Genomic DNA, 24,824 nt, shown 5'->3' with positions numbered 1-24,824 from the left:
ATGGGTGGTCGGCCGCCCTTGACAGGCAGGACAAGAGGAAGTGCGGCGACCGCACGGGGATGGACCGGTGGCAGACGAGGAATCGGGCAACGGCAGCGGCGGTCACGGCTCCGGGAACAGCGGGACGGGCGAACGCACCGTCGCGCTCGAACTGGAGCGGCTGATCCTCGACGCCCCGCGCAGATACACCCCCTACCAGGCCGCGCGCGCGGCCGACGTGTCCATGGATCTGGCCACCCGGTTCTGGCGGGCGATGGGCTTCCCCGACATCGGGCAGTCCCGGGCGCTCACCGACAACGACGTGATCGCCCTGCGCCGCCTGGCCGGCCTGATCGAGTCCGGGCTGCTCAGCGAGTCGATGGCGATCCAGGTCGCCCGTTCCACCGGTCAGACCACCGCCCGGCTGGCCGGCTGGCAGATGGACACCTTCCTGGAGAACCTCACCCAGGCCGTCGAGCCCGGCCTCACCCGGGCCGAGGTCGCCTACCCGCTCACCGAACTCCTGCTGCCCGAGCTGGAGCAGTTCCTGGTCTACGTCTGGCGCCGCCAGCTCGCCGCCGTCACCGGCCGCGTGGTGCACGCCGCGGAGGACACCGAGATCACCAGCGGCCGGCTCGCCGTCGGCTTCGCCGACCTGGTCGGCTTCACCCGGCTCTCCCGCCGGCTGGAGGAGGAGGAGCTCGGCCACCTCGTCGAGACCTTCGAGAACACCTGCTCCGACCTGATCGCCGGCCAGGGCGGCCGCGTCGTCAAGACCCTCGGCGACGAGATCCTCTACGTCACCGAGGACCCGGGCGTCGCCGCCGAGATCGCCCTCGCCCTGGTCGAGACGCTCGCCAAGGAGGACACCATGCCCGCACTGCGGGTCGGTATGGCCTTCGGCACCGTCACCTCGCGGATGGGCGACGTCTTCGGCACCACCGTCAACCTGGCCAGCCGGCTCACCTCGATCGCCCCGCGGGACGCCGTCCTCGTCGACGGCGAGTTCGCCGCCGCGCTGGAGCAGACCGGCGCGGTGCCGCCGCACGACCCGGAGGACCCGGCCGGGCGGCAGGCGGAGGGCGGATTCCCGTTCCACCTCCAGCCGATGTGGCGCCGCCCGGTGCGCGGGCTCGGCCTGGTCGAGCCCTGGCTGCTCACCCGGAGCCACGACGTCGACTGATCCGCCGCGGAAGCTGCGCGACTCCCCTTGACAAATCGGGCACAGCCTTACCAAACCGCCATAATCTTGGTCCAGGACGGATGCCCACCAGGGCGGACCAAGGGACGAGGCGATCCGGTTGAGCGGTGAGGCGGACAGGGCGGAGCTGGCCGGCCAGCCCCCTTCCACCCCGGACGTGCGCCTGCGTGCGGTCGTCGAACTGGCCCACGACATGGCCGGTGCACTGACCCCGCTGGAGGCCGTTCGGGCCGCCGCCGTCCGCGCCACCGCGGCACTGGAGGCCACGATGGCCGCCGTCTCGGTCTGGGACCGCGAGTCCGGCCGCCTCCGGGTGCTCGCGAACTTCGGCGAACTCGCCGCGGGGGAGGAGGAGTTCCCCGAGGACGAGTCCTACCCGGTGGCTGACTTCCCGGAGATCGTCACCTACCTCGAAGAGCACTGGACCACCGGCCGGCTGCCCCGCGCCTGGGTGCAGACCGCCGAGGACACCGAACCCCACCCGCAGGGCCAGCCGGGCCACCCGGCCGCCGGTGCGTTCTGCCGCCAGCGCGCCGCCGGGCTGCGCCGGCGCGGCCGCGAGTGCTGCCTGGTCGCCCCGATCGTGCTGCACGGCCAGGCCTGGGGCGAGCTCTACCTCGCCCGCCGCGCGGGGCTCCCGGTCTTCGACGAGGGCGACATCGACTACGCGACGCTGCTCGCCGCCCAGATCTCCGCCGGCCTCTCGCAGACCGAACGCCTGGCCGACCTGCGCCGCCTCGCCTTCACCGACCCGCTCACCGGCCTCGCCAACCGCCGCGCCGTCGACGCCCGGCTGGAGAGCGCCCTGCAGGCCCACAACCGGGACAACACCGTCGTCAGCCTGGTCGTCTGCGACGTCAACGGACTCAAGCGGGTCAACGACCAGCTCGGGCACGAGATGGGCGACCGGTTGCTGGAACGATTCGCCCACCAGCTCTCGCTGTGCGCCGCCAAGCTGCCCGGCAGCCTCGCCGCCCGGCTCGGCGGCGACGAGTTCTGCCTGCTCGTCGAGGGCCAGAAGGCCGACGAGGTGGTCGCCGTCGCCGAGGAGCTCTGCGCCCGCGCCCTGCAGCTCACCGAGGGCGAGGGCGTCGCCTGCGGCGTCGCCTCCACCGGCGACTCCATCGGCCCGGTCTCCACCGCCGACCGGCTGTTCCGGCTCGCCGACGCCGCCCAGTACCGGGCCAAGGCCTCCCGGGCCGCCCACCCCGTGGTGGCCGGCCGCAGCCACGGCCCCGGCTTCTCGCCCGACCCGACCGTGATGCTCGCCGACGCCGCCGACCCCCACCACCGCGCCGACAGCCGCCGCGGCGGCCCCGGCCAGCGCGGCAACGGCGACCGCCGGCGCTTCCGCGGCGCCGCCCGCAGCGCCGACCCCGGCCAGCTGCTCACCACCGTGCTCGCCGCCCTCGACCAGAACGAGGTCCAGCGCACCAGCCACCCCGCCGACACCCTCGCCCGGATGGTCACCGTCGCCGAGACCTCCGCCCGCCTCCTCGACGCGGTCGCCTGGTGGGTCTCGTACGTGCCGCCCGGCTCGCACCTCATGCGCACCGCCCAGCACGCCGTCTACCGGATGACCAGCGGCCCGAGCAGCACCGGCGCCGCCACCCAGCGCGCCCAGATCGAGGCCCCCGACGCCGTCTTCGACCTGCGGCACTACCCGCTGACCCGGCGGGCCTCCCGCGGCGGCGGCTTCGCCCTGCGGGCCGGCGCGCCCGGCAACGACCCCTCCGAGGAGGCGGTCATGGTGGTCAGCGGCTACAAGGCCATGGTCGCCGCGGGCGGCCCGAACCCGGCCGGCGGCTGGCTGGTCGAACTCTTCGCGGACGAGGCCACCCTGCCGCTCGGCCAGATCGCCTCCGCCCTCCGTGCCCTGGTCGCCGTGGCCCTCTCCGGCCCCTCCTCCCCGCCACCGGATTAGACGCCCCCGACGGGGTGTCCGGGACGTGCCCGGCCGGTCACAGGTGGGCCACAGGGGCGTGCCGGGGGCTGGGCCGTGCCGCCCGGACGTGCCACAGTGGCCGGACAGGATCGGGGGACCGGGAGGGACCATGCGTACCAAGCTGGCGGGGACACTTCTCGCACTGGCGTTGGCGGTCGGCGGTACGGCGCTGGCCGAGGGCGAGGCGGCGGCGGTGACCCGCGGTGCGCCGGCGGCAGCCGTCCAGCAGGCGCCGGCGGCCGCACCCGCGGCGGCCGTGCAGAAGAGTTCCGGCACCAAGAGCTCCGGCTCGAAGAGTTCCGGTTCGAAGAGCTCGGGGACGAAGACCTCCGGGACGAAGACCGTCCAGGTGGCCAAGTCCAAGTCCAAGTCGAAGTCCAAGAAGAAGAAGAGCTTCTTCGGCACGGTCGTCGGCGTCGTGATCGGCATCGTCGTGCTGGGCATCGTGCTGGTGGTCGTGATCGCCGTGGTGCTGGCGATGCGCAAGCGCAGGAACTGACGCGGCGCCGGGTGGCGGTGCGTCAGCCGGCCGCCACCCGTTCGGCACCCGTGTACACATTGGCGCTCTCGCCGCGCAGGAAGCCCACCAGGGTCAGGCCGAGCTCCTCGGCGAGGTCGACCGCGAGCGAGGAGGGCGCCGAGACCGCGGCCAGCAGCGGCACGCCCGCCAGCGCCGCCTTCTGGGTCAGCTCGAACGAGGCCCGGCCGCTGACCAGCAGTACGTGCCCGGTGAGCGGGAGCCGGCCCTCGCGCAGCGCCCAGCCGACCACCTTGTCGACCGCGTTGTGCCGGCCCACGTCCTCGCGGACGCAGAGCAGTTCGCCGCGCGCGTCGAAGAGCCCGGCGGCGTGCAGTCCGCCGGTGGAGTCGAAGGCCCGCTGGGCCGCGCGGAGCCGGTCCGGCAGGCCGTACAGCAGGCCGGGGGAGACCCGCAGGCCGTCCTCGGCGACCGGCCACCGGCTGTGGGTGCGGACGGCCTCGACGGTGTCCCGGCCGCACAGGCCGCAGGCGCTGGTGGTGAGCAGGTTGCGGTGCCCGGACAGCGGCGCGGCGTCGCCGCGCACGGTCGCGTCGACCACGTTGTAGGTGTTGGCGCCCTCGGCGTCCGTCCCCGCGCAGTAGCGCAGGGCGGCCAGCTGCTCGGTGCGGTGGACGACGCCCTCGCCCACCAGGAAGCCGGCGACCAGGTCGAAGTCGTGGCCGGGGGTGCGCATGGTGACGGTGAGCGGTTCACCGCCGAGCCGGATCTCCAGCGGCTCCTCCGCCGCCAGCGCGTCGGGTCGCACGCCCGTCTCGGTGCCGCGCAGCCGCACCACCCGGCGCCGTACCGTCGCCCGTGCCATCGACTCCTCCGTAAGCCTCGCTCCGCTGTGCCCAGCCTGCGGCACCGCCGGGCCCGAACGGAAATCCTGCGGACGGCCGCCGCCGGACGGCCGCGTCCGCGGTTGTCAGAATTCCATTCACCTGGTGTCATTGTGCATATGGATATGCACGGTGCTGTGGCCCCCGACGCGCCACTGGTCCAGGTCGGCAAGGCCGACGTCACTGCCGAGGACGTCCTCGCCGTCGCCCGGGGCAACGCCCGGGTCGAGATCGGCCCGGACGCGCTCGCCGAGATGGCCGGCGCCCGCGCCCGGATCGACGCGCTCGCGGCCGAGCCGCGCCCGGTCTACGGCGTCTCCACCGGCTTCGGCGCCCTCGCCGTCCGCCACATCAGCCCCGAGCTGCGCGCCCAGCTGCAGCGCTCGCTGGTGCGCTCGCACGCCGCCGGCATGGGCCCGGTGGTCGAGCGCGAGGTCGTCCGCGCCCTGATGTTCCTGCGCATGAAGACCCTCGCCTCCGGCCGCACCGGCGTCCGCCCGCTGGTCGCCGAGACGATGGCCGCCCTGCTCAACGCCGGCATCACCCCGGCCGTCCGCGAGTTCGGCTCGCTCGGCTGCTCCGGCGACCTCGCCCCGCTCTCGCACTGCGCCCTGGTGCTGATGGGCGAGGGCACCGCCTTCGGCCCGGACGGCGTGGAGAAGGACGCCGCGGAGCTGCTCGCCGCCGCCGGCATCGAGCCGGTCGAGCTGCTGGAGAAGGAGGGCCTCGCCCTCATCAACGGCACCGACGGCATGCTCGGCATGCTGGTCATGGCCATCGCCGACCTGCAGCGGCTCTTCACCACCGCCGACATCACCGCCGCGATGAGCCTGGAGGCGCTGCTCGGCACCGACAAGGTGCTCGCCCCCGAGCTGCACGCCCCGATCCGCCCGCACCCCGGCCAGGCGCTCTCCGCCGCCAACATGCTGGCCGTCCTCAAGGGCTCCGGCCTCACCGGCCACCACCAGGACGACGCGCCGCGCGTCCAGGACGCCTACTCGATCCGCTGCGCCCCGCAGGTCGCCGGCCAGCGCCGGCCGCGACACCGTCGCGCACGCCCGTACGGTCGCCGAGCGCGAGCTCGCCGCCTCGGTCGACAACCCGGTGGTGCTGCCGGACGGCCGCGTCGAGTCCAACGGCAACTTCCACGGCGCCCCGGTCGCGTACGTGCTGGACTTCCTCGCCATCGCCGCCGCCGACCTCGGCTCGATCTCCGAGCGCCGCACCGACCGGCTGCTCGACAAGGCCCGCTCGCACGGTCTGCCGGCCTTCCTCGCCGACGACCCGGGCGTGGACTCCGGCCTGATGATCGCCCAGTACACGCAGGCCGCCCTGGTCAGCGAGAACAAGCGGCTCGCCGTGCCGGCCTCGGTCGACTCCATCCCGTCCTCCGCGATGCAGGAGGACCACGTGTCCATGGGCTGGTCCGCCGCGCGCAAGCTGCGCCAGGCGGTCGCCAACCTGGGCCGGGTGCTTGCCGTGGAGCTGGTCGCCGCCGGCCGTGCGCTGGAGATCCGTGCGGAGGGCGGCAGCGGCCCGATCGCCCCGGCCACCGCCGCCGCGATCGCCGCGGCCCGCGAGGCCGGCGTCGGCGGCCCCGGCCGGGACCGCTTCCTGTCGCCGGACCTGGAGGCGGCCGCCGCCCTGGTCGCCTCGGGCGACCTGGTCACGGCGGTCGAGCGGGTCACCGGCCCGCTGGCCTGATCCGGGCCGGGGCGGGCGGGATCACTCCCACCCGCCCCGGTTCCGCTCCCGGCTGCGGCCCGAACGGGCGGAGGAGACGTTGATGCCGACGATGCCGGCCCAGCAGACGATCAGGCCGAGCAGGCCTGAGCTCTCGGCGGCGATGGCCGACAGCGGGATGCCCATCACCAGCGAGAGCACCTGCACCTTGAACTGCGGGTTGCCGGGGCGCCGCTGCGGCGTGCCGGGGGAGCCGAGCCGTTCGGCGACGCGCTGCTCGACCCGGGCGTCGAGCCGGGCGTCCAGCCGTGCGAGGAAGGAGTCGACGATCTCCGCCTCGTACTCCTTGCCGAGTTCCTTGCGGGTCTGCAGCGCGGCGTCGAGGTCGCGGGCGAGGTCGTCCTTGCGTAGGTCCATGCCCTCAGCGTCCTCGCGCGGACGGGCGGAGGTCCACCGCAGCGGCGCGATTTCCGGGACGGCTCAGGGCTGTCTCGGGGTGTCCCCGGGGGCGACCCCGAGGTGCTGCCGCCAAGGCGTACGGGCATCCTCCGCGGAGGACCTGCACGCCGGGCCCGTCCCGATCCTCGAAACACCGTTGCCCACATGCCAGGACTGCGCGACAGTCGTCCCAGCCGCCGTCGCCAACGGCGTGCGCCGCTCACGAGCCCGGAGGTACGGCCGATGACAGCCCTGGACGAGACCGGCACCGTCGGCCCCTCCGCCCGACTGCTCCAGCTCTTCGAGGGCCACCGGCTGACGCCCACCCAGCGCCGGATCGCGCACTCCCTCGTCCGGCACGCCACCGAGGCGCCCTTCATGTCCAGCGTGGAGGTCGCCGAGCTGGCCGGTGTCAGCCAGCCCTCGGTGACCCGCTTCGCGGTCGCCCTCGGCTACGACGGCTACCCGGCGCTGCGCAAGCAGTTGCGCGAGCTCGGCGCGGGCGAGGCCGCCCCGGCCGCCGAGACCCCGGCGGACGCCGTCCGCAACGAGCACCAGCAGGCCGTGCTCGCCGAGATCGAGCACCTGCGCCACCTCGCGGACCTGCTCGCGGACCCGGAGCCGATCGTCCGGGCCGCGCGGGTGCTCGCCGCCTCCCGCCCGCTGCCGGTGCTCGGCCTGCGGGCCGCCTCGGCGCAGGCGCACGGCTTCGCGTACTTCGCGGCCAAGGTCCACCCGGACGTCCGGCTGCTGGACGAGGGCGGCTCGATGCTCGCCGACCGGATCGAGCAGGCGGCGGCCGCGGGAGCCACCGCGCTGGCCTGCTTCGCCCTGCCGCGCTACCCGCGGGAGCTGATGGACGCTCTGATCACCGCCCGCGGCTGCGGCCTGACGGTGGTCACGGTGGCCGACAGCGCGTTCGCGCCGGTCGCCAAGCTCTCCGACGTGATGCTGCCGGCCGCGGTCGGCACCGGGCTGGTCTTCGACACCGCCTGCGCGCCGATGATGCTCGGCCGGGTGCTGCTGCAGACCATGTGTGACGAACTGCCCGGCGCCGAGGCGCGCCTGGAGGCGATCGAGCAGTCGGCGGCGGCCCGGGGGCTGTTCCTGGAGTAGCCGTCAGCCCCGGGGCGGGCCGCGGCACTCGACGGCGCGCGGCGTGCAGGTGTGCGCGCGGAGACGGGTTGGCGCCGGGCCGCGAGCGGGCATCCCCTTCTCAGGGGCCCGGTCCCGGGCGCCGGACGGGGGTGTCCGAGATGCGCGTGATCCACCAGATGAGAATGACCGCACGTCTGGCCGACGGCACCGACGAGTGGTCCTGTCCGACCTGCGGCCGGCGGATCGCCCTGCGCCGCCCGCCGAACCCCGGCATCACCGTGCTGGAGCCGGGCGACGACTCCGCCGTCCACATCGGGGCCACCGAGCAGAGCGTCGCCGACCGGGCGGCCGCCGAGGCGGCCGAGCGCTACGGCCTGGGCCCCGTCCAGGAGATCCCGCGCCCGCCCGAGCGGGAGCCGCGGCAGCCGGAGGGCGGCCGTGAGCCCGCCGCCTTCGACGCGGACGACCGGGCCTGGCTGGCCGAGATCGGTATCGACTGGAAGGGTGGCAACGCGGCCTGAACCGTGCCCGGCAGGGGCGGGAATAGCGGCGGGGGCGGGGTCGTTCAGCCGGATGTAGTTGAAAGCTGAACGACCTGGGGAGTGAGTGCCATGCAGTTCGGGATCTTCACCGTCGGTGACGTCACCGAGGACCCGACGACCGGCCGCACGCCGAGCGAGCACGAGCGGATCAAGGCCATGGTGGCGATCGCGCTCAAGGCCGAGGAGGTGGGCCTGGACGTCTTCGCGACCGGCGAGCACCACAACCCGCCCTTCGTGCCGTCCTCGCCGACGACCATGCTCGGGCACATCGCGGCCCGCACCGAGCGGCTGATCCTCTCCACCTCGACCACGCTGATCACCACCAACGACCCGGTGAAGATCGCCGAGGACTTCGCGATGCTCCAGCACCTGGCCGACGGCCGGGTCGACCTGATGCTCGGCCGCGGCAACACCGGCCCGGTCTACCCGTGGTTCGGCCAGGACATCCGCCAGGGCATCCCGCTCGCGATCGAGAACTACGCCCTGCTCCACAAGCTGTGGCGCGAGGACGTGGTCGACTGGCAGGGCCGCTTCCGCACCCCGCTGCAGGGCTTCACCTCGACCCCGCGCCCGCTCGACGGCGTCCCGCCGTTCGTCTGGCACGGATCGATCCGCAGCCCCGAGATCGCCGAGCAGGCCGCCTACTACGGCGACGGCTTCTTCGCCAACAACATCTTCTGGCCCAAGGAGCACTTCCAGCGCCTGATCAACCTCTACCGCGAGCGGTACGCGCACTACGGCCACGGCACCGCCGAGCAGGCGGTCGTCGGCCTCGGCGGCCAGGTGTTCCTGCGCCGCAACTCGCAGGACGCGGTGCGCGAGTTCCGCCCGTACTTCGACAACGCCCCGGTCTACGGGCACGGGCCCTCGCTGGAGGAGTTCACCGAGCAGACCCCGCTGACCGTCGGCAGCCCGCAGGAGGTCATCGACAAGACGCTCACCTTCCGCGAGTCCTTCGGCGACTACCAGCGCCAGCTGTTCCTCGTCGACCACGCCGGCCTGCCGCTGAAGACCGTCCTGGAGCAGCTCGACCTGCTCGGCGAAGAGGTGATCCCGGTGCTGCGCAAGGAGTTCGCCAACGGCCGGCCCGTCGAGGTGCCGGACGCCCCCACCCACGCCTCGCTGCTCGCCCGGCGCGCGGCCGCAGCCGCCGGCGACACCGCCGCCACCGCCACCGAGGAGACCGTATGACTGCCGCACTGAAGCTGGTCGCCGTCTCGGCCGGCCTGTCCCAGCCCTCCTCCACCCGGCTGCTCGCCGACCGGCTGGCCGGCGCCGTCCGCGCCGGGCTGGACGGCCGGCGGGAGGTGGAGACCGAGGTGATCGAGCTGCGCGACCTCGCCGGCGAGATCGCCAACAACCTGGTCACCGGCTTCCCCGGGCCCCGGCTGCGCGCCGCGCTGGAGTCGGTCGCCTCGGCGGACGCCCTGATCGCGGTCACGCCGATCTTCAGCGCCTCCTACAGCGGTCTCTTCAAGTCCTTCTTCGACGTGCTGGATCCGGACGCACTGACCGGCACGCCGGTGCTGATCGCCGCCACCGGCGGCACCGCCCGGCACTCGCTGGCCCTGGAGCACGCGCTGCGGCCGCTCTTCGCCCATCTGCGCGCCGTCACCGTGCCCACCGCGGTCTTCGCGGCCTCGGAGGACTGGGGGCCGGGCGGTGACGCCGAGGGGCTCGCCCCGCGGATCGCCCGGGCCGGCGGCGAACTGGCCGACCTGCTGGCCGGCCGTCCGGCGAGGCCCCGGACGGAGCCCGGGGTGGTGCCCTTCGAGCAGCAGCTGGCGGCGCTCCGGGCGGGCTGAGCGGGCGCTCCCACGGCGGGCGGCGGGACCTCGGAGGTCCCGCCGCCCGCCGTCGTGCGCGGGGCGCGCCGCCGCGCGGGGCGGGTCGGTTCCTGGTCCGATGGTGCTGAGGTCTGGCTTCCGGGTGAATGACTGGATATATTCAGTCTCGGTAAGCCTGAATGAATTCATCCGCAAGGAGGCCGGAGGCATGGTGGACCAGGTGAGCGGCCCGCGCGAGGTCCGCGCGGCGCGCGGTACGAAGCTGACCGCGCAGGGCTGGCAGCAGGAGGCCGCCCTGCGGATGCTCATGAACAACCTCGACCCCGAGGTGGCCGAGCACCCCTCGAAGCTGGTCGTGTACGGCGGCACCGGCAAGGCCGCCCGCGACTGGCGCTCGTACGACGCGATGGTCCGTACCCTGCAGAACCTCAAGCAGGACGAGACCATGCTGGTGCAGTCCGGCCGCCCGGTCGGCGTCATGCAGACCCACGAGTGGGCGCCGCGGGTGCTGATCGCCAACTCCAACCTGGTCGGCGACTGGGCGAACTGGGAGGAGTTCCGCCGCCTGGAGTCGCTCGGCCTCACCATGTACGGCCAGATGACCGCCGGCTCCTGGATCTACATCGGCACCCAGGGCATCCTCCAGGGCACCTACGAGACCTTCGCCGCGGTCGCCGACAAGAAGTTCAACGGCACCCTCGAAGGCACCATCACCCTCACCGCCGGCCTCGGCGGCATGGGCGGCGCCCAGCCGCTCGCCGTCACCATGAACGGCGGCGTCGCGATCTGCATCGACTGCGACCCCTCCCGGATCGCCCGCCGGATCGAGCACCGCTACCTGGACGTGGAGGCATCGAGCCTCGCCCACGCCCTCGAACTTGCCACCGCCGCCCGGGACAAGAAGCAGCCGCTCTCCATCGGCCTGCTCGGCAACGCCGCCGAGCTGGTCCCGCAGCTGCTCGCGATGGACGCCCCGATCGACATCGTCACCGACCAGACCAGCGCCCACGACCCGCTGAGCTACCTGCCGATCGGCGTCGAGTTCGACGACATGGCCGCCTACGCCGCCGAGAAGCCCGCCGAGTTCACCGAGCGCTCCCGCGAGTCGATGGCCAAGCACGTCGAGGCCATGGTCGGCTTCCAGGACCGCGGCGCCGAGGTCTTCGACTACGGCAACTCCATCCGCGGCGAGGCCCAGCTCGCCGGCTACGACCGGGCGTTCGCCTTCCCCGGCTTCGTCCCGGCCTACATCCGCCCGCTGTTCTGCGAGGGCAAGGGCCCGTTCCGCTGGGCCGCGCTCTCCGGCGACCCGCAGGACATCGCCAAGACCGACAAGGCCGTCCTCGACCTCTTCCCGGAGAACGAGTCGCTGCACCGCTGGATCAAGATGGCCCAGGAGAAGGTCCACTTCCAGGGCCTCCCGGCGCGCATCTGCTGGCTCGGCTACGGCGAGCGCGACAAGGCCGGCGAGCGCTTCAACGACATGGTCGCCTCCGGCGAGCTGTCCGCGCCCATCGTCATCGGCCGCGACCACCTGGACTGCGGCTCGGTCGCCTCCCCGTACCGCGAGACCGAGTCCATGCTGGACGGCTCCGACGCCATCGCCGACTGGCCGCTGCTCAACGCCATGGTCAACGTCGCCTCCGGCGCCTCCTGGGTCTCCATCCACCACGGCGGCGGCGTCGGCATCGGCCGCTCCATCCACGCCGGCCAGGTCACCGTCGCCGACGGCACCGCGCTCGCCGGCGAGAAGATCCGCCGCGTGCTCACCAACGACCCGGGCATGGGCGTCATCCGGCACGTCGACGCCGGCTACGACCGCGCCGTCGAGGTCGCCGACGAGCGGGGCGTGCGCGTCCCCATGGGCGAGCTGTGACCGACACATTCCAGCGGATGTGGGCGGAGCTGCTCCCCGTGGGCCGCTCCGCCTCGTCCGGCGGTTACCGCCGCTTCGCCTGGAACTCCGCCGACACCGAATGCCGGGCCTGGTTCGAGGAGCAGGCCCGCAACCGCGGCCTGCACTACGAGCTCGACCGCAACGGCAACCAGTGGGCCTGGCTCGGCGACCCGCAGGGCGAGGGTGCCGTCGTCACCGGCTCGCACCTGGACTCCGTCCCGGACGGCGGCGCCTTCGACGGCCCGCTCGGCGTGGTCTCCTCCTTCGCAGCCCTGGACGAACTCCGCGCCCGCGGCGCCGAGTTCACCAAGCCGCTGGCGATCGTCAACTTCGGCGACGAGGAGGGCGCCCGGTTCGGCGTGGCCTGCATCGGCTCCCGGCTCACCGCCGGCGTGCTCTCCAGGGAGCAGGCGCACGGGCTGCGCGACGCCGACGGCGTCCGGCTGCCCGACGCCATGGAGAAGGCCGGCCACGACCCCGACGCCATCGGCGCCGACCGCGAACGGCTCGCCCGCATCGGCGCGTTCGTCGAACTCCACGTCGAGCAGGGCCGCTACCTGGACGAGCACCAGAGCGTCGGCGTCGCCAGCGCGATCTGGCCGCACGGCCGCTGGCGGTTCGACTTCCACGGCGAGGCCAACCACGCCGGCACCACCCGCATCGAGGACCGCCGCGACCCGATGCTCACCTACGCCAACACCGTGCTCGCCGCCCGCAAGAAGGCCCGGCTGGCCGGTGCCCTCGCCACCTTCGGCAAGGTCGCCGTCGAGCCCAACGGCACCAACGCCATCGCCTCCCTCGTCCGCGGCTGGCTCGACTCCCGCGCCGCCGACGAGGCCACCCTCGACCGGGTGGTGGAGGAGATCCGGCAGGCCGCCCTCGAACGCGGCGAACGCGACGGCGTCCGGGTCGAACTGACCCGCGAGTCGTTCACGCCCGTCGTCGACTTCGACGGCCCGCTGCGCGACCGCCTCGCCCGGGTCATCGGCCGCGGCAGGCCCGACGCGGTGCCGGTGCTGCCCACCGGCGCGGGACACGACGCCGGAATCCTGGCATCCGCGATTCCGACCGCCATGCTTTTCGTACGGAACCCCACCGGCGTCTCGCACTCCCCGGCAGAGCACGCCGAGGAGGCCGACTGCCTCGCGGGCGTGGCGGCGCTCGCCGACGTACTGGAGGACCTCGCATGTCAGGGCTGACGTACTGGGCGGAGCACGCCTGGCTGCCGCATGCCAACGGCACCGTCGTCGAGAGGGACGTGCTGATCGCCGTCGGCCCCGGCGGACGGATCGCCCACGTCACCCCCGACAGCGGCCCCTGCCCGTCCGGCGCCGTCCGCCTCGGCGGCCTGCTGCTGCCCGGCCAGGCCAACGCCCACTCGCACGCCTTCCACCGGGCGCTGCGCGGCAACGTCCAGGTCGGCTCCGGCACCTTCTGGACGTGGCGGGACACCATGTACCGCTTCGCCGGCGCCCTCGACCCGGACAGCTACCTCGACCTCGCCACCGCCGTCTACGCCGAGATGGCGCTCGCCGGCATCACCGCCGTCGGCGAGTTCCACTACCTGCACCACGCCCCCGGCGGCGGCCGCTACGACGACCCCAACGCGATGGGCCACGCCCTGATCGAGGCGGCGCACCGGGCCGGCATCCGGATCACCCTGCTGGACACCTGCTACCTGTCCTCCGGCTTCGGCGCCGAGGTCACCAAGCCCCAGCTGCGGTTCAGCGACGGCGACGCCGACGCCTGGGCCGCCCGCGCGGACGCCCTCAAGCCCACCGACCACGCCAGGATCGGCGCGGCCGTCCACTCCGTCCGCGCGGTGCCCGCCGACCAGCTGGCCACCGTCGCGCACTGGGCGGCCATGCGGAAGGCCCCGCTGCACGTCCACCTCTCCGAGCAGACCGCCGAGAACGACGCCTGCCTCACCGCCCACGGCGTCACCCCGACCCGGCTGCTCGCCGACCACGGCGTCCTCGGCCCGCGCACCTCCGCCGTGCACGCCACCCACCTCACCGACGAGGACGTCCGGCTGCTCGGCGACTCCTCCACCACCATCTGCATGTGCCCCACCACCGAACGGGACCTCGCGGACGGCATCGGCCCGGCCCGCCGCCTCGCCGGCTCCGGCTGCCCGATCAGCCTCGGCAGCGACAGCCACGCCGTGATCGACCCGTTCGAGGAGGCCCGGGCACTGGAGCTGAACGAACGGCTCCGCACCCGGACCCGCGGGCACTGGACGGCCCACGCGCTGCTCCGCGCCGGCACCGAGGACGGCCACGCCTCCCTCGGCTGGCCGGAGGCCGGCCGGATCGAGGTCGGGGCACTGGCGGACTTCACCGCCATCGCCCTGGACACCGTCCGTACCGCCGGGCCCGGGCCGCAGCTCGGCGCCGAGACCGCCGTGTTCGCCGCCTCGGCGGCGGACGTCCGGCACGTGATCGTCGGCGGCCGCCACATCGTCAAGGACGGCGTCCACCAGCTCGTCCCCGACGTCGCCGACGCCCTCCGCACCTCCATCACCACCCTGGGGACCTGAGAGGCGATGCCAGGGGCGCGGCGGGCCGGCCACTCAGGGGCACGGGGAACGCGCGATCCGGATACCGCTCACCTTGCGTACTCGGGCTCACCCGGCTGCGCAGTACCTCGCGCCCCATCGGCGTCCCCATCTTGAAAGGACAACGTTGAGCACCCTCATCACCGACATCGGCAGCCTGGTCACCAACGACCCCGGGAGAGAGAGAGAGAGAGAGAGAGAGAGAGAGAGAGAGAGAGAGAGAGAGAGAGAGAGAGAGAGAGAGAGAGAGAGAGAGAGAGAGAGAGAGAGAGAGAGAGAGAGAGAGAGAGAGAGAGAGAGAGAGAGAGAGAGAGAGAGAGAGAGAGAGAGAGAGAGAGAGAGAGAGAGAGAGAGAGAGAGAGAGAGAGAGAGAGAGAGAGAGAGAGAGAGAGAGAGAGAGAGAGAGAGAGAGAGAGAGAGAGAGGAGAGAGAGAGAGAGAGAGAGAGAGAGAGAGAGAGAGAGAGAGAGAGAGAGAGAGAGAGAGAGAGAGAGAGAGAGAGAGAGAGAGAGAGAGAGAGAGAGAGAGAGAGAGAGAGAGAGAGAGAGAGAGAGAGAGAGAGAGAGAGAGAGAGAGAGAGAGAGAGAGAGAGAGAGAGAGAGAGAGAGAGAGAGAGAGAGAGAGAGAGAGAGAGAGAGAGAGAGAGAGAGAGAGAGAGAGAGAGAGAGAGAGAGAGAGAGAGAGAGAGAGAGAGAGAGAGAGAGAGAGAGAGAGAGAGAGAGAGAGAGAGAGAGAGAGAGAGAGAGAGAGAGAGAGAGAGAGAGAGAGAGAGAGAGAGAGAGAGAGAGAGAGAGAGAGAGAGAGAGAGAGAGAGAGAGAGAGAGAGAGAGAGAGAGAGAGAGAGAGAGAGAGAGAGAGAGAGAGAGAGAGAGAGAGAGAGAGAGAGAGAGAGAGAGAGAGAGAGAGAGAGAGAGAGAGAGAGAGAGAGAGAGAGAGAGAGAGAGAGAGAGAGAGAGAGAGAGAGAGAGAGAGAGAGAGAGAGAGAGAGAGAGAGAGAGAGAGAGAGAGAGAGAGAGAGAGAGAGAGAGAGAGAGAGAGAGAGAGAGAGAGAGAGAGAGAGAGAGAGAGAGAGAGAGAGAGAGAGAGAGAGAGAGAGAGAGAGAGAGAGAGAGAGAGAGAGAGAGAGAGAGAGAGAGAGAGAGAGAGAGAGAGAGAGAGAGAGAGAGAGAGAGAGAGAGAGAGAGAGAAGAGAGAGAGAGAGAGAGAGAGAGAGAGAGAGAGAGAGAGAGAGAGAGAGAGAGAGAGAGAGAGAGAGAGAGAGAGAGAGAGAGAGAGAGAGAGAGAGAGAGAGAGAGAGAGAGAGAGAGAGAGAGAGAGAGAGAGAGAGAGAGAGAGAGAGAGAGAGAGAGAGAGAGAGAGAGAGAGAGAGAGAGAGAGAGAGAGAGAGAGAGAGAGAGAGAGAGAGAGAGAGAGAGAGAGAGAGAGAGAGAGAGAGAGAGAGAGAGAGAGAGAGAGAGAGAGAGAGAGAGAGAGAGAGAGAGAGAGAGAGAGAGAGAGAGAGAGAGAGAGAGAGAGAGAGAGAGAGAGAGAGAGAGAGAGAGAGAGAGAGAGAGAGAGAGAGAGAGAGAGAGAGAGAGAGAGAGAGAGAGAGAGAGAGAGAGAGAGAGAGAGAGAGAGAGAGAGAGAGAGAGAGAGAGAGAGAGAGAGAGAGAGAGAGAGAGAGAGAGAGAGAGAGAGAGAGAGAGAGAGAGAGAGAGAGAGAGAGAGAGAGAGAGAGAGAGAGAGAGAGAGAGAGAGAGAGAGAGAGAGAGAGAGAGAGAGAGAGAGAGAGAGAGAGAGAGAGAGAGAGAGAGAGAGAGAGAGAGAGAGAGAGAGAGAGAGAGAGAGAGAGAGAGAGAGAGAGAGAGAGAGAGAGAGAGAGAGAGAGAGAGAGAGAGAGAGAGAGAGAGAGAGAGAGAGAGAGAGAGAGAGAGAGAGAGAGAGAGAGAGAGAGAGAGAGAGAGAGAGAGAGAGAGAGAGAGAGGAGAGAGAGAGAGAGAGAGAGAGAGAGAGAGAGAGAGAGAGAGAGAGAGAGAGAGAGAGAGAGAGAGAGAGAGAGAGAGAGAGAGAGAGAGAGAGAGAGAGAGAGAGAGAGAGAGAGAGAGAGAGAGAGAGAGAGAGAGAGAGAGAGAGAGAGAGAGAGAGAGAGAGAGAGAGAGAGAGAGAGAGAGAGAGAGAGAGAGAGAGAGAGAGAGAGAGAGAGAGAGAGAGAGAGAGAGAGAGAGAGAGAGAGAGAGAGAGAGAGAGAGAGAGAGAGAGAGAGAGAGAGAGAGAGAGAGAGAGAGAGAGAGAGAGAGAGAGAGAGAGAGAGAGAGAGAGAGAGAGAGAGAGAGAGAGAGAGAGAGAGAGAGAGAGAGAGAGAGAGAGAGAGAGAGAGAGAGAGAGAGAGAGAGAGAGAGAGAGAGAGAGAGAGAGAGAGAGAGAGAGAGAGAGAGAGAGAGAGAGAGAGAGAGAGAGAGAGAGAGAGAGAGAGAGAGAGAGAGAGAGAGAGAGAGAGAGAGAGAGAGAGAGAGAGAGAGAGAGAGAGAGAGAGAGAGAGAGAGAGAGAGAGAGAGAGAGAGAGAGAGAGAGAGAGAGAGAGAGAGAGAGAGAGAGAGAGAGAGAGAGAGAGAGAGAGAGAGAGAGAGAGAGAGAGAGAGAGAGAGAGAGAGAGAGAGAGAGAGAGAGAGAGAGAGAGAGAGAGAGAGAGAGAGAGAGAGACTCGGTTCGGGTCCGCTGGGGCTGGTGGAGAACGCGGCCGTCGTGGTGGACGGCGGGCGGATCGCCTGGGTCGGCCCGGCCGCGGCGGCCCCCGCCGCGGACGACCGCTTCGACGCCGCCGGCCGCGCCCTGCTGCCGGGCTTCGTCGACTCCCACTCGCACCTGGTCTTCGCCGGCGACCGCACCGCGGAGTTCAACGCCCGGATGTCCGGCCAGGCGTACTCCGCCGGCGGCATCCGGACGACCGTCGCGGCCACCCGCGCCGCCTCCGACGCCGAACTCGACGCCAACCTCGCCCGCTTCTTCCGCGAGGCGCTGCGCCAGGGCACCACCACCGTCGAGTGCAAGTCCGGCTACGGGCTGACCGTCGAGGACGAGGCCCGGTCGCTGCGGATCGCGGCGACCCACACCCCGGAGACCACCTATCTGGGTGCGCACGTGGTCGCGCCGGAGTTCGCCGAGGACCCGGCCGGCTACGTCGCGCTGGTGACCGGCGAGATGCTGGACGCGTGCGCCCCGCACGCCAAGTGGGTGGACGTCTTCTGCGAGCGCGGCGCCTTCGACGGCGACCAGGCGCGGGCGGTGCTGACCGCGGGCATGGCCCGCGGCCTGGTGCCGCGGGTGCACGCCAACCAGCTGTCGTACGGCCCGGGTGTGCAGCTGGCGGTGGAGCTGGGTGCGGCCTCGGCCGACCACTGCACCCACCTGACCGACGAGGACGTCTCCGCGCTCGCGAACTCGGACACCGTCGCCACCCTGCTCCCCGGCGCGGAGTTCTCCACCCGCGCCGCCTACCCGGACGCCCGCCGCCTGCTGGACGCGGGCGCGTCGGTTGCGCTGTCCACGGACTGCAACCCCGGGTCGAGCTTCACCTCGTCGATGGCCTTCTGCATCGCGGTGGCCGTCCGCGAGATGGGGATGACCCCGGACGAGGCCGTGCACGCGGCGACGGCGACGGGTGCGAAGGCGCTGCGCCGGACCGATGTCGGCACCGTCACGGTGGGCGCCCGCGCCGACCTGCTGCTGCTGGACGCGCCCTCGCACGTGCACCTGGCGTACCGGCCGGGTGTGCCGCTGACCGCGGCGGTCTGGCAGAACGGCGTGCGCGAGGTCTGAGCCCGCGCCCGGGCCGGGCGGACACGCAGAAGGGAGGGCGCGATCCGCGCCCTCCCTCGTTCATGACCGGGTTGTGCCCGGGTGGGACCAGTTTTTCCGGTTCGCCCCGCCGCCGGCAACCGCCGTCCGGGGGGATTCCCGCGGCCCGTTCCCCCGCCGGTCGGCGGGGTACGGAAGCGGCCCGGCACGGGGTTTCCGTGCCGGGCCGCTTCACCGCAGTGCACGCCCGGGTCGGGCGCGGCGCTGCGTCAGTGCACGTCGCCCATGAGGCGGACGACCTTCTTGCGGTACATCGCCAGGCCGAGGCCGGCGACGATCGCTGCGACGCCCTGCAGGGCGAAGTACCAGGTGGTGCCGGTGGCGTCGCCGAGGACGAGCTGGATGATGGCTGCCACGCAGTCACCGGCGGTGACGGCGAGGAACCAGACGCCCATCATCTGGCTGGCGTACTTGGCCGGGGCCAGCTTGGTGGTGACCGAGAGGCCGACCGGGGAGAGGGTCAGCTCGCCGACGGTCTGGACCAGGTAGACCACCGCCAGCCACAGCGGGGTGACCTTGACGCCGCCCGCGGCGGCGGCCATCGCCAGCATCATGACCAGGAAGGACGCGCCGATCATCAGCAGGCCGAAGGCGAACTTCATGGTGGTGCTGGGGTTCTTGCCGCGGCGCGAGAGCGCCACCCACAGCCAGGCGAAGACCGGTGCCAGCGCCATGATGTAGAGCGGGTTCAGCGACTGGAACCAGCTGGACGGGAAGTTGAACCCGAGCAGCGTGGAGGCGGTGCTGTCGTCGGCGAAGACGCTCAGCGTGGAGCCGGACTGGTCGTAGATCATCCAGAACACGGCGGCGGCCACGAAGAACCAGATGTAGCCGCTCATCTTGGACTGCTCGGCGGCGTCGAGGTCCTTGTCGCGCTTGACCCGGGCGAAGACGAACACCGGGGCGGCGATGCCCGCGATCGACAGCGGCCAGATCGCCCAGTCGATGGTGAAGCGGCCGCTCAGCACGACGACGGCGTAGAACACGACCGCGACGGCCAGCCACAGGGCGGCCTTGCGGAAGATCGCGCGCTTCTCGTCGGCCGGCATCGGGGAGGTGACCACGTCGCTGGCGGAGGCCAGGTGGCGGGTGCCGAGCAGGAACTGGCCGAGGCCCAGCGCCATGCCGACGCCGGCGAGGGCGAAGCCCAGGTGCCAGTTGACGCTCTGGCCGACGGTGCCGATGACCAGCGGGGCGGCGAAGGCACCGAGGTTGATGCCCATGTAGAAGATGGTGAAGCCGCCGTCGCGACGGGGGTCGTTCGGGCCGTCGTACAGGTGGCCGACCATCGTCGAGATGTTGGCCTTCAGCAGGCCGGAGCCGAGCGCGATGAAGCCGAGGCCGGTGAAGAACGAGGCCGAGGCGGGCACGGCGAGCAGGAAGTGGCCGATCATGATGATCGTGCCGCCGAGCGCCACGGTCTTGCGGGCGCCGAGGAAGCGGTCGGCGATCCAGCCGCCCGGCAGGGCGAGCAGGTACACCATCGCGTTGTAGACGCTGTAGACCGCCGTGGCCACGGCGATCTTCATGCCCAGGCCGCCCTCGGTGGTGGCGGCGGTCATGTAGAGCACCAGCAGGGCACGCATGCCGTAGAAGCTGAATCGCTCCCACATCTCGGTCATGAAGAGGGTGGCGAGCCCCCGGGGGTGCCCGAAGAAGGTCTTGCCACTGGAAGGGGCCGGGCGGATGCCGGCGTCCAGGGTGGTAGTCGCCATGTGTGGTGGGTTCCTTGCCTGTGTTCGTCCGCCGAGGGGGTGTTGGCAGACGGGGACCGGACCACTGTACGGGTGCCATGACACGACATCGGATGACAAGTCCACAGGCGTCGGTATTGTCCGAGTAAAGTCCCCGCACTCTTCAAGGTGCTATTCGATGGTAACTCGGGAAATCTTCCTTCGAAACGAAGATCGAACTTGAGAATTGCTGCACCCTGGCCCCCGGAACCGTTCTCGACGCGGACATGGCGGCCGGAAGGTAACGATCACGCTGCTGTGAAGTAGTTCACAGCCCCCTCGTGATCACCGGAGCGGACTACCATCACCCCCATGACCTGTGTGCTGCTGGCCGAGGACGACCCGGCAATCTCCGAACCGCTGGCCCGCGCGCTCCGTCGCGAGGGGTACGAGGTGCTCGTCCGCGAGGACGGTCCGGCCGCACTGGCTGCGGGCCTCGCCGAGGACGTCGACCTGATCGTCCTCGACCTGGGCCTGCCCGAGATGGACGGACTGGAGGTCTGCCGTCGGCTGCGCGCCGACGGCCGCAGCTGCCCCGTCCTGGTGCTCACCGCCCGCGCCGACGAGGTGGACACGGTGGTCGGCCTCGACGCCGGCGCCGACGACTACGTCACCAAGCCCTTCCGGCTGGCCGAACTGCTCGCCCGCGTCCGGGCGCTGCTCCGCCGCGGCAACGTCGACCAGCTCACCACCGGCGCCCACGGCGTCAAGATCGACATCGAGTCGCACCGCGCCTGGCTCGGCGAGGAGGAGCTGACCCTCTCCGCCAAGGAGTTCGAGCTGCTCCGGGTCCTGGTGCGGGACGCCGGCCGGGTCGTCACCCGCGAGGAGATCATGCGCCAGGTCTGGGACACCACCTGGTGGACGTCGACCAAGACGCTGGACATGCACATCTCCTGGCTGCGCAAGAAGCTCGGCGACGACGCGGCCAACCCCCGCTACATCGCCACCGTCCGCGGCGTCGGCTTCCGCTTCGAGAAGAACTGACCCCGCGCGGCCCGTCCCGGCCGCCCGACCGTAGAACCACCGAGCGAAGGCGTTCCCCGGCGTGAAGCGCAGAATGATCAACTCGCTGCTGGGCGTCGTCCTGGTGGTGGTCGCGGTGTTCTGCGTCCCGCTGGCGCTCATCGAGAAGCAGAGCATCGTCAACGCGGCCGAGGACCGGGTCGACGCCGCCGCCGTCCGCGTCCTCGGCCTGGTCGAGAGCCGGCTGGCCGCGGGCGAGCCGGTCACCGGGGAGAAGTTCGCCGCCCAGGTCACCGACGGCTCGTTCGTCACCGTCGACATCCCCGGCCAGCCGCTCATCGCGGCCGGCCTGCCGGTCGACGGCCCGGCGATCAGCGCCACCGAGGAGGGCGCCAGCGGCGAGAAGGTCACCGTGCAGCAGTCCCGCGAGGCCGTCGACCACGAGATCGGCAACATGCTGCTGCTGCTCGGCGTGGTCGCGCTGCTCGCCGTCCAGGCCGCGGTGGCCCTCGCGGTCTGGCAGGCCAAGCGCCTCGCCCGGCCGCTCACCGAACTCGCCGAGACCGCCGAGCGGCTGGGCTCCGGGGACCCGCGTCCGCGCGAGCGCCGCTACGGCGTCCCCGAGCTCGACCGGATCGCCGAGGTGCTCGACGTCAGCGCCGTCCGGATCGCCCGGATGCTCACCGCCGAGCGCCGGCTCGCGGCCGACGCCTCGCACCAGCTCCGCACCCCGCTCACCGCACTCTCCATGCGGCTGGAGGAGATCACCGCACTCGCCGAGGATCCGGACACCGTCAAGGAGGAGGCGACCATCGCCCTCCAGCAGGTCGAGCGCCTCACCGACGTCGTCCAGCGACTCCTCACCAACCAGCGCGACCCGGCCAGCCCGACCGCCGTCACCTTCGAACTCGACGACGTGCTCAAGCAGCAGGCCGAGGAGTGGAGTGCAACGCTGCGGGCGAGCGGCCGGCAGCTGCTGATGGAGGGCCTGCGCGGCACCACCGTGCTGGGCACGCCCGGCACGGTCGCCCAGGTGATGGCCACCCTGATCGAGAACTCGCTGATGCACGGCGCCGGCGACATCACGCTGCGGGTCCGGCGCACCGGCTCCTCGGTCGTCGCCGAGGTCCAGGACGAGGGGCCGGGCGTCCCGCGGGAGCTCGGCAACCGCGTCTTCGAACGGGCGGTCAGCGGCCGCAACTCCACCGGAATCGGCCTGGCCGTCGCCCGCGACCTCGCCGAGGCCGACGGCGCCCGCCTGGAACTGCTCTCCCTGAAGCCCCCGGTCTTCGCCCTCTTCCTGGGCAGCGGCCGCAGCGACGATCCTGCGTGAAGCCGGCCCCGGGGCTACTTCACGTAGTGGGGTTCCTCGGCCGCCAGCAGCAGTTCGGCCTCGGTGACCACCTCGGGCTCCGGCTCGGCCAGCTCCGGCATCGCCTTGAACACCCAGGTGCGGTACGAGACGAAGCGGAACACCGTGCCGACCGCCAGGCCGGCCACCTTGGCGACCAGCTGCTCCACGTGCGTGGTCAGGCCGAGCACGTACACCGAGAAGCCGAGCACGCCGGTCTCGATCAGCATGCCGGCGCCGCTGAACAGCAGGAACAGCGTGATCTCGCGCTTGCGGGAGGCCGCGTCGCGGTCCTTGTACAGCCAGTACCGGTAGCCGAGGTAGTTGGTGGTGATGGCCACCAGGGTCGCGGCGACGTTGGAGCGCAGCGAGGCCAGGCCGAGGCCGTTGATGCAGATCCAGAAGACGACGAAGTTGACGGCGACACCGCTCAGCCCGACGAGGCCGAACTTGATCACCTCGTCGGACATGCCGCGGAGGCGCTGCAGCAACGGCGGCTTGGTCGCGGTGGTCGTGGTCATCCGGGGTGTCTCCTGAGTGGCGTACCGACAGGACGGCAGGGTGCCCGCGCGGGCGCAGCGCGAATGGGCGCCTCGTGTACGCACGTGCGTGGCGAAGGCCCGGGCCACCAGGCTACTCGCTCCCACCGGCCCCATCGGCGCCCGCCGCCGCTCCCGCACCCCGGGCAACCGCCTGTGCACCGGCTCCGACCGGCCCGGATATCCTGGGCAGCGTGACTTTCGCGGGCAACGCAAAATTTCCGGTGGTCGGCGTGATCGGTGGCGGGCAGCTGGCGCGCATGGCGCACCAGGCCGGCATCCCCCTCGGCATCCGCTTCAAGCTCCTCGCCGACACCCCTCAGGACTCGGCGGCACAGGTGGTCTCCGACGTGGTCCTCGGCGACTACCGGGACCTGGAGACGCTGCGGCGCTTCGCGGCCGGCTGCGACGTGATCACCTTCGACCACGAGCACGTGCCGACCGAGCACCTGCGGGCGCTGCAGGCCGACGGCATCGCCGTCCGCCCGGGCCCGGACGCCCTGGTCAACGCCCAGGACAAGGGTGTGATGCGGGCGAAGCTGGACTCGATCGGCGTGCCCTGCCCGCGCCACCGGATCGTGGCCGACCCGGCCGACGTCACCGCCTTCGCGGCGGAGGGCTCCGGCTACCCGGTGGTCCTGAAGACCGTCCGCGGCGGCTACGACGGCAAGGGCGTCTGGGTGGTCGCCGACGAGGCCGAGGCGGCGGCGCCCTTCCTGGCCGGCGTGCCGGTGCTGGCCGAGGAGAAGGTCGACTTCGAGCGCGAGCTGGCCGCGAACGTGGTCCGCTCGCCCAGCGGCCAGGCGGTCGCCTACCCGGTGGTGGAGAGCATCCAGGAGAACGGCGTCTGCGCCGAGGTGACCGCGCCCGCGCCGGACCTCGACCCGCAGCTCGCCGCCGAGGCCCAGCAGCTCGCGCTGCGGATCGCCGGCGACCTGGACATCACCGGCCACCTCGCGGTGGAGCTGTTCCAGACCCGCGACGGCCGCATCCTGGTCAACGAACTGGCGATGCGCCCGCACAACTCCGGCCACTGGTCCCAGGACGGCTCGGTCACCTCGCAGTTCGAGAACCACCTGCGGGCCGTCCTCGACCTGCCGCTCGGCGACCCGCGCCCGCGCGCCCCGTGGACGGTCATGGTCAACGTGCTCGGCGGCGACTACCCGGACATGTACCACGCCTTCCTGCACTGCATGGCCCGCGACCCCGGCCTCAAGATCCACATGTACGGCAAGGACGTGAAGCCGGGCCGCAAGGTCGGCCACGTCAACGTCGTCGGGGACGACCTCGACGACGTCCGCGAGCGCGCCCGTCACGCGGCCGCCTACCTGCGAGGAACGATCACCGAATGAGCACCCCCGAGGCCCCCGTCGTCGGCATCGTCATGGGATCGGACTCCGACTGGCCCGTGATGGAGGCCGCCGCGCAGGCCCTCGACGAGTTCGAGGTCCCCTACGAGGTGGACGTGGTCTCCGCGCACCGGATGCCGCGCGAGATGGTGGCCTACGGCGAGCAGGCGCACGCCCGCGGCCTGAAGGCGATCATCGCCGGCGCCGGCGGCGCCGCGCACCTGCCCGGCATGCTGGCCTCGGTCACCCCGCTGCCGGTGATCGGCGTCCCGGTGCCGCTGAAGTACCTGGACGGCATGGACAGCCTGATGTCCATCGTGCAGATGCCCGCGGGCGTGCCGGTGGCCACCGTGTCCATCGCCGGCGCCCGCAACGCCGGCCTGCTGGCCGTCCGGATGCTGGCCGCCTTCGACCGGGACCTCGCCGAGCGCATGGTGGACTTCCAGGCCGAGCTGAACGCCCAGGCCACCGAGAAGGGCAAGAAGCTCCGCGCCCGGGTCGCCGGCAACCAGGGCTGAGCCGCCGGGTGAGCCCGGGGCGGGCGCGGCCGCTGGGGTAGAACGG

Annotated in this window: 19 protein-coding genes and 2 pseudogenes; 16 read left to right on the top strand and 5 right to left on the bottom strand. The window is 70.8% G+C overall.

The genetic code is table 11. The annotated features are described in order from the left end of the window. Nucleotides 1-40 precede the first annotated feature (40 nt). The 3 genes and pseudogenes from ACQ614_RS14220 (at nucleotide 41) to ACQ614_RS14210 (ending at nucleotide 3,624) form a co-directional block, all read left to right on the top strand. Nucleotides 41-1,162, top strand: coding sequence for an adenylate/guanylate cyclase domain-containing protein (locus ACQ614_RS14220; RefSeq protein ID WP_431678938.1), 1,122 nt, complete (start codon nucleotides 41-43; stop codon nucleotides 1,160-1,162). 211 nt (nucleotides 1,163-1,373) lie between these two features. Further along, nucleotides 1,374-2,510 (top strand): annotated as a pseudogene (locus ACQ614_RS14215) (diguanylate cyclase domain-containing protein); the annotation flags it as partial. Nucleotides 2,511-3,234: 724 nt separating this feature from the next. Then, entirely contained in the window at nucleotides 3,235-3,624 is a 390-nt protein-coding gene (locus ACQ614_RS14210) for a hypothetical protein (protein ID WP_431678937.1), read from the top strand. A 22-nt stretch (nucleotides 3,625-3,646) separates the two neighbouring features. On the opposite strand, the gene fdhD is transcribed toward ACQ614_RS14210, so the two are convergent. Further along, nucleotides 3,647-4,468, bottom strand: coding sequence for a formate dehydrogenase accessory sulfurtransferase FdhD (fdhD, locus tag ACQ614_RS14205; protein WP_363499900.1), 822 nt, complete (start codon nucleotides 4,466-4,468; stop codon nucleotides 3,647-3,649). A gap of 138 nt (nucleotides 4,469-4,606) precedes the next feature. On the opposite strand from fdhD, the pseudogene hutH reads away from it, so the two are divergent. Next, nucleotides 4,607-6,191: pseudogene (gene hutH / locus ACQ614_RS14200) on the top strand (histidine ammonia-lyase). A gap of 21 nt (nucleotides 6,192-6,212) precedes the next feature. Here hutH and ACQ614_RS14195 read toward each other — a convergent pair. After that, nucleotides 6,213-6,587, bottom strand: a complete 375-nt coding sequence (locus tag ACQ614_RS14195; protein WP_431678935.1) for a hypothetical protein — start codon at nucleotides 6,585-6,587, stop codon at nucleotides 6,213-6,215. A 264-nt stretch (nucleotides 6,588-6,851) separates the two neighbouring features. Between ACQ614_RS14195 and ACQ614_RS14190 the strand changes: the two genes are divergently transcribed. The 7 genes from ACQ614_RS14190 (at nucleotide 6,852) to ACQ614_RS14160 (ending at nucleotide 14,471) form a co-directional block, all read left to right on the top strand. Next, entirely contained in the window at nucleotides 6,852-7,724 is an 873-nt protein-coding gene (locus ACQ614_RS14190; RefSeq protein ID WP_431678934.1) for a MurR/RpiR family transcriptional regulator, read from the top strand. Nucleotides 7,725-7,888: 164 nt separating this feature from the next. Next, the gene (locus ACQ614_RS14185; protein WP_431678932.1) at nucleotides 7,889-8,227 is read left to right on the top strand and encodes a hypothetical protein; all 339 of its coding nucleotides are present in this window, start codon (nucleotides 7,889-7,891) and stop codon (nucleotides 8,225-8,227) included. Nucleotides 8,228-8,317: 90 nt separating this feature from the next. Then, the gene (locus tag ACQ614_RS14180; RefSeq protein ID WP_431678931.1) at nucleotides 8,318-9,439 is read left to right on the top strand and encodes an LLM class flavin-dependent oxidoreductase; all 1,122 of its coding nucleotides are present in this window, start codon (nucleotides 8,318-8,320) and stop codon (nucleotides 9,437-9,439) included. Beyond that, nucleotides 9,436-10,053: an FMN reductase gene (locus ACQ614_RS14175; RefSeq protein WP_431678930.1), complete on the top strand. Its 618-nt coding sequence runs from the start codon at nucleotides 9,436-9,438 to the stop codon at nucleotides 10,051-10,053. Before ACQ614_RS14180 ends, ACQ614_RS14175 begins: the two co-directional genes overlap by 4 nt. A gap of 202 nt (nucleotides 10,054-10,255) precedes the next feature. Then, nucleotides 10,256-11,911 carry a urocanate hydratase gene (gene hutU, locus ACQ614_RS14170; RefSeq protein ID WP_431683922.1) on the top strand — a complete coding sequence of 552 codons (1,656 nt, stop codon included), beginning with the start codon at nucleotides 10,256-10,258 and terminating at the stop codon, nucleotides 11,909-11,911. 17 nt (nucleotides 11,912-11,928) lie between these two features. Beyond that, a complete protein-coding gene (locus ACQ614_RS14165) occupies nucleotides 11,929-13,131 on the top strand; it encodes an allantoate amidohydrolase (protein ID WP_431683921.1) in 1,203 nt (400 codons plus the stop codon). Continuing rightward, nucleotides 13,119-14,471 (top strand): formimidoylglutamate deiminase, encoded by a 1,353-nt coding sequence (locus tag ACQ614_RS14160; protein WP_431678929.1) that lies wholly within the window; start codon nucleotides 13,119-13,121, stop codon nucleotides 14,469-14,471. The genes ACQ614_RS14165 and ACQ614_RS14160 overlap by 13 nt, the downstream gene beginning before the upstream one ends. A gap of 179 nt (nucleotides 14,472-14,650) precedes the next feature. On the opposite strand, the gene ACQ614_RS14155 is transcribed toward ACQ614_RS14160, so the two are convergent. Next, nucleotides 14,651-17,323 carry a hypothetical protein gene (locus ACQ614_RS14155; RefSeq protein ID WP_431678928.1) on the bottom strand — a complete coding sequence of 891 codons (2,673 nt, stop codon included), beginning with the start codon at nucleotides 17,321-17,323 and terminating at the stop codon, nucleotides 14,651-14,653. On the opposite strand from ACQ614_RS14155, the gene hutI reads away from it, so the two are divergent. After that, nucleotides 17,210-18,283 carry an imidazolonepropionase gene (gene hutI / locus ACQ614_RS14150; RefSeq protein WP_431683920.1) on the top strand — a complete coding sequence of 358 codons (1,074 nt, stop codon included), beginning with the start codon at nucleotides 17,210-17,212 and terminating at the stop codon, nucleotides 18,281-18,283. The two genes, ACQ614_RS14155 and hutI, sit on opposite strands and share 114 nt — an antisense overlap. Nucleotides 18,284-18,531: 248 nt before the next feature. On the opposite strand, the gene ACQ614_RS14145 is transcribed toward hutI, so the two are convergent. Next, on the bottom strand, nucleotides 18,532-20,037 hold the full coding sequence (locus tag ACQ614_RS14145) for a peptide MFS transporter (protein WP_431678927.1): 1,506 nt from the start codon (nucleotides 20,035-20,037) through the stop codon (nucleotides 18,532-18,534). Nucleotides 20,038-20,367: 330 nt separating this feature from the next. On the opposite strand from ACQ614_RS14145, the gene ACQ614_RS14140 reads away from it, so the two are divergent. Both ACQ614_RS14140 and ACQ614_RS14135 read left to right on the top strand, forming a co-directional pair. After that, a complete protein-coding gene (locus tag ACQ614_RS14140; protein WP_363500478.1) occupies nucleotides 20,368-21,042 on the top strand; it encodes a response regulator transcription factor in 675 nt (224 codons plus the stop codon). Nucleotides 21,043-21,103: 61 nt separating this feature from the next. Further along, nucleotides 21,104-22,354 (top strand): ATP-binding protein, encoded by a 1,251-nt coding sequence (locus ACQ614_RS14135; protein ID WP_431678926.1) that lies wholly within the window; start codon nucleotides 21,104-21,106, stop codon nucleotides 22,352-22,354. Between the two features lie 14 nt (nucleotides 22,355-22,368). Here ACQ614_RS14135 and ACQ614_RS14130 read toward each other — a convergent pair whose 3' ends face one another. Further along, nucleotides 22,369-22,893 (bottom strand): GtrA family protein, encoded by a 525-nt coding sequence (locus ACQ614_RS14130; RefSeq protein ID WP_431678925.1) that lies wholly within the window; start codon nucleotides 22,891-22,893, stop codon nucleotides 22,369-22,371. A gap of 278 nt (nucleotides 22,894-23,171) precedes the next feature. Here ACQ614_RS14130 and ACQ614_RS14125 point away from each other — a divergent pair, with 278 nt between their 5' ends. Together ACQ614_RS14125 and purE are read left to right on the top strand one after the other, a co-directional pair. Then, on the top strand, nucleotides 23,172-24,263 hold the full coding sequence (locus tag ACQ614_RS14125) for a 5-(carboxyamino)imidazole ribonucleotide synthase (RefSeq protein WP_431683919.1): 1,092 nt from the start codon (nucleotides 23,172-23,174) through the stop codon (nucleotides 24,261-24,263). Beyond that, nucleotides 24,260-24,778 carry a 5-(carboxyamino)imidazole ribonucleotide mutase gene (gene purE / locus ACQ614_RS14120; protein WP_431678923.1) on the top strand — a complete coding sequence of 173 codons (519 nt, stop codon included), beginning with the start codon at nucleotides 24,260-24,262 and terminating at the stop codon, nucleotides 24,776-24,778. Before ACQ614_RS14125 ends, purE begins: the two co-directional genes overlap by 4 nt. Nucleotides 24,779-24,824 lie beyond the last annotated feature (46 nt).

The sequence above is a fragment of the Kitasatospora dryopteridis genome (genome assembly GCF_050749075.1).
In the GTDB taxonomy this organism is placed as follows: Bacteria; Actinomycetota; Actinomycetes; order Streptomycetales; family Streptomycetaceae; genus Kitasatospora.
This window is presented reverse-complemented; position numbering and strand designations above follow the sequence as displayed.

What these genes read in the sequence shown, in the direction of transcription:
- ACQ614_RS14130 (WP_431678925.1), bottom strand. Translation starts at nt 22,893, where the DNA reads ATGACCACGACCACCGCGACCAAGCCGCCGTTGCTGCAGCGCCTCCGC.
- purE (WP_431678923.1), top strand. Translation starts at nt 24,260, where the DNA reads ATGAGCACCCCCGAGGCCCCCGTCGTCGGCATCGTCATGGGATCGGAC.
- ACQ614_RS14145 (WP_431678927.1), bottom strand. Translation starts at nt 20,037, where the DNA reads ATGGCGACTACCACCCTGGACGCCGGCATCCGCCCGGCCCCTTCCAGT.
- ACQ614_RS14175 (WP_431678930.1), top strand. Translation starts at nt 9,436, where the DNA reads ATGACTGCCGCACTGAAGCTGGTCGCCGTCTCGGCCGGCCTGTCCCAG.
- fdhD (WP_363499900.1), bottom strand. Translation starts at nt 4,468, where the DNA reads ATGGCACGGGCGACGGTACGGCGCCGGGTGGTGCGGCTGCGCGGCACC.
- ACQ614_RS14190 (WP_431678934.1), top strand. Translation starts at nt 6,852, where the DNA reads ATGACAGCCCTGGACGAGACCGGCACCGTCGGCCCCTCCGCCCGACTG.
- ACQ614_RS14195 (WP_431678935.1), bottom strand. Translation starts at nt 6,587, where the DNA reads ATGGACCTACGCAAGGACGACCTCGCCCGCGACCTCGACGCCGCGCTG.
- ACQ614_RS14210 (WP_431678937.1), top strand. Translation starts at nt 3,235, where the DNA reads ATGCGTACCAAGCTGGCGGGGACACTTCTCGCACTGGCGTTGGCGGTC.
- ACQ614_RS14180 (WP_431678931.1), top strand. Translation starts at nt 8,318, where the DNA reads ATGCAGTTCGGGATCTTCACCGTCGGTGACGTCACCGAGGACCCGACG.
- ACQ614_RS14140 (WP_363500478.1), top strand. Translation starts at nt 20,368, where the DNA reads ATGACCTGTGTGCTGCTGGCCGAGGACGACCCGGCAATCTCCGAACCG.
- ACQ614_RS14125 (WP_431683919.1), top strand. Translation starts at nt 23,172, where the DNA reads ATGGCGCACCAGGCCGGCATCCCCCTCGGCATCCGCTTCAAGCTCCTC.
- ACQ614_RS14160 (WP_431678929.1), top strand. Translation starts at nt 13,119, where the DNA reads ATGTCAGGGCTGACGTACTGGGCGGAGCACGCCTGGCTGCCGCATGCC.
- ACQ614_RS14185 (WP_431678932.1), top strand. Translation starts at nt 7,889, where the DNA reads ATGACCGCACGTCTGGCCGACGGCACCGACGAGTGGTCCTGTCCGACC.
- ACQ614_RS14165 (WP_431683921.1), top strand. Translation starts at nt 11,929, where the DNA reads ATGTGGGCGGAGCTGCTCCCCGTGGGCCGCTCCGCCTCGTCCGGCGGT.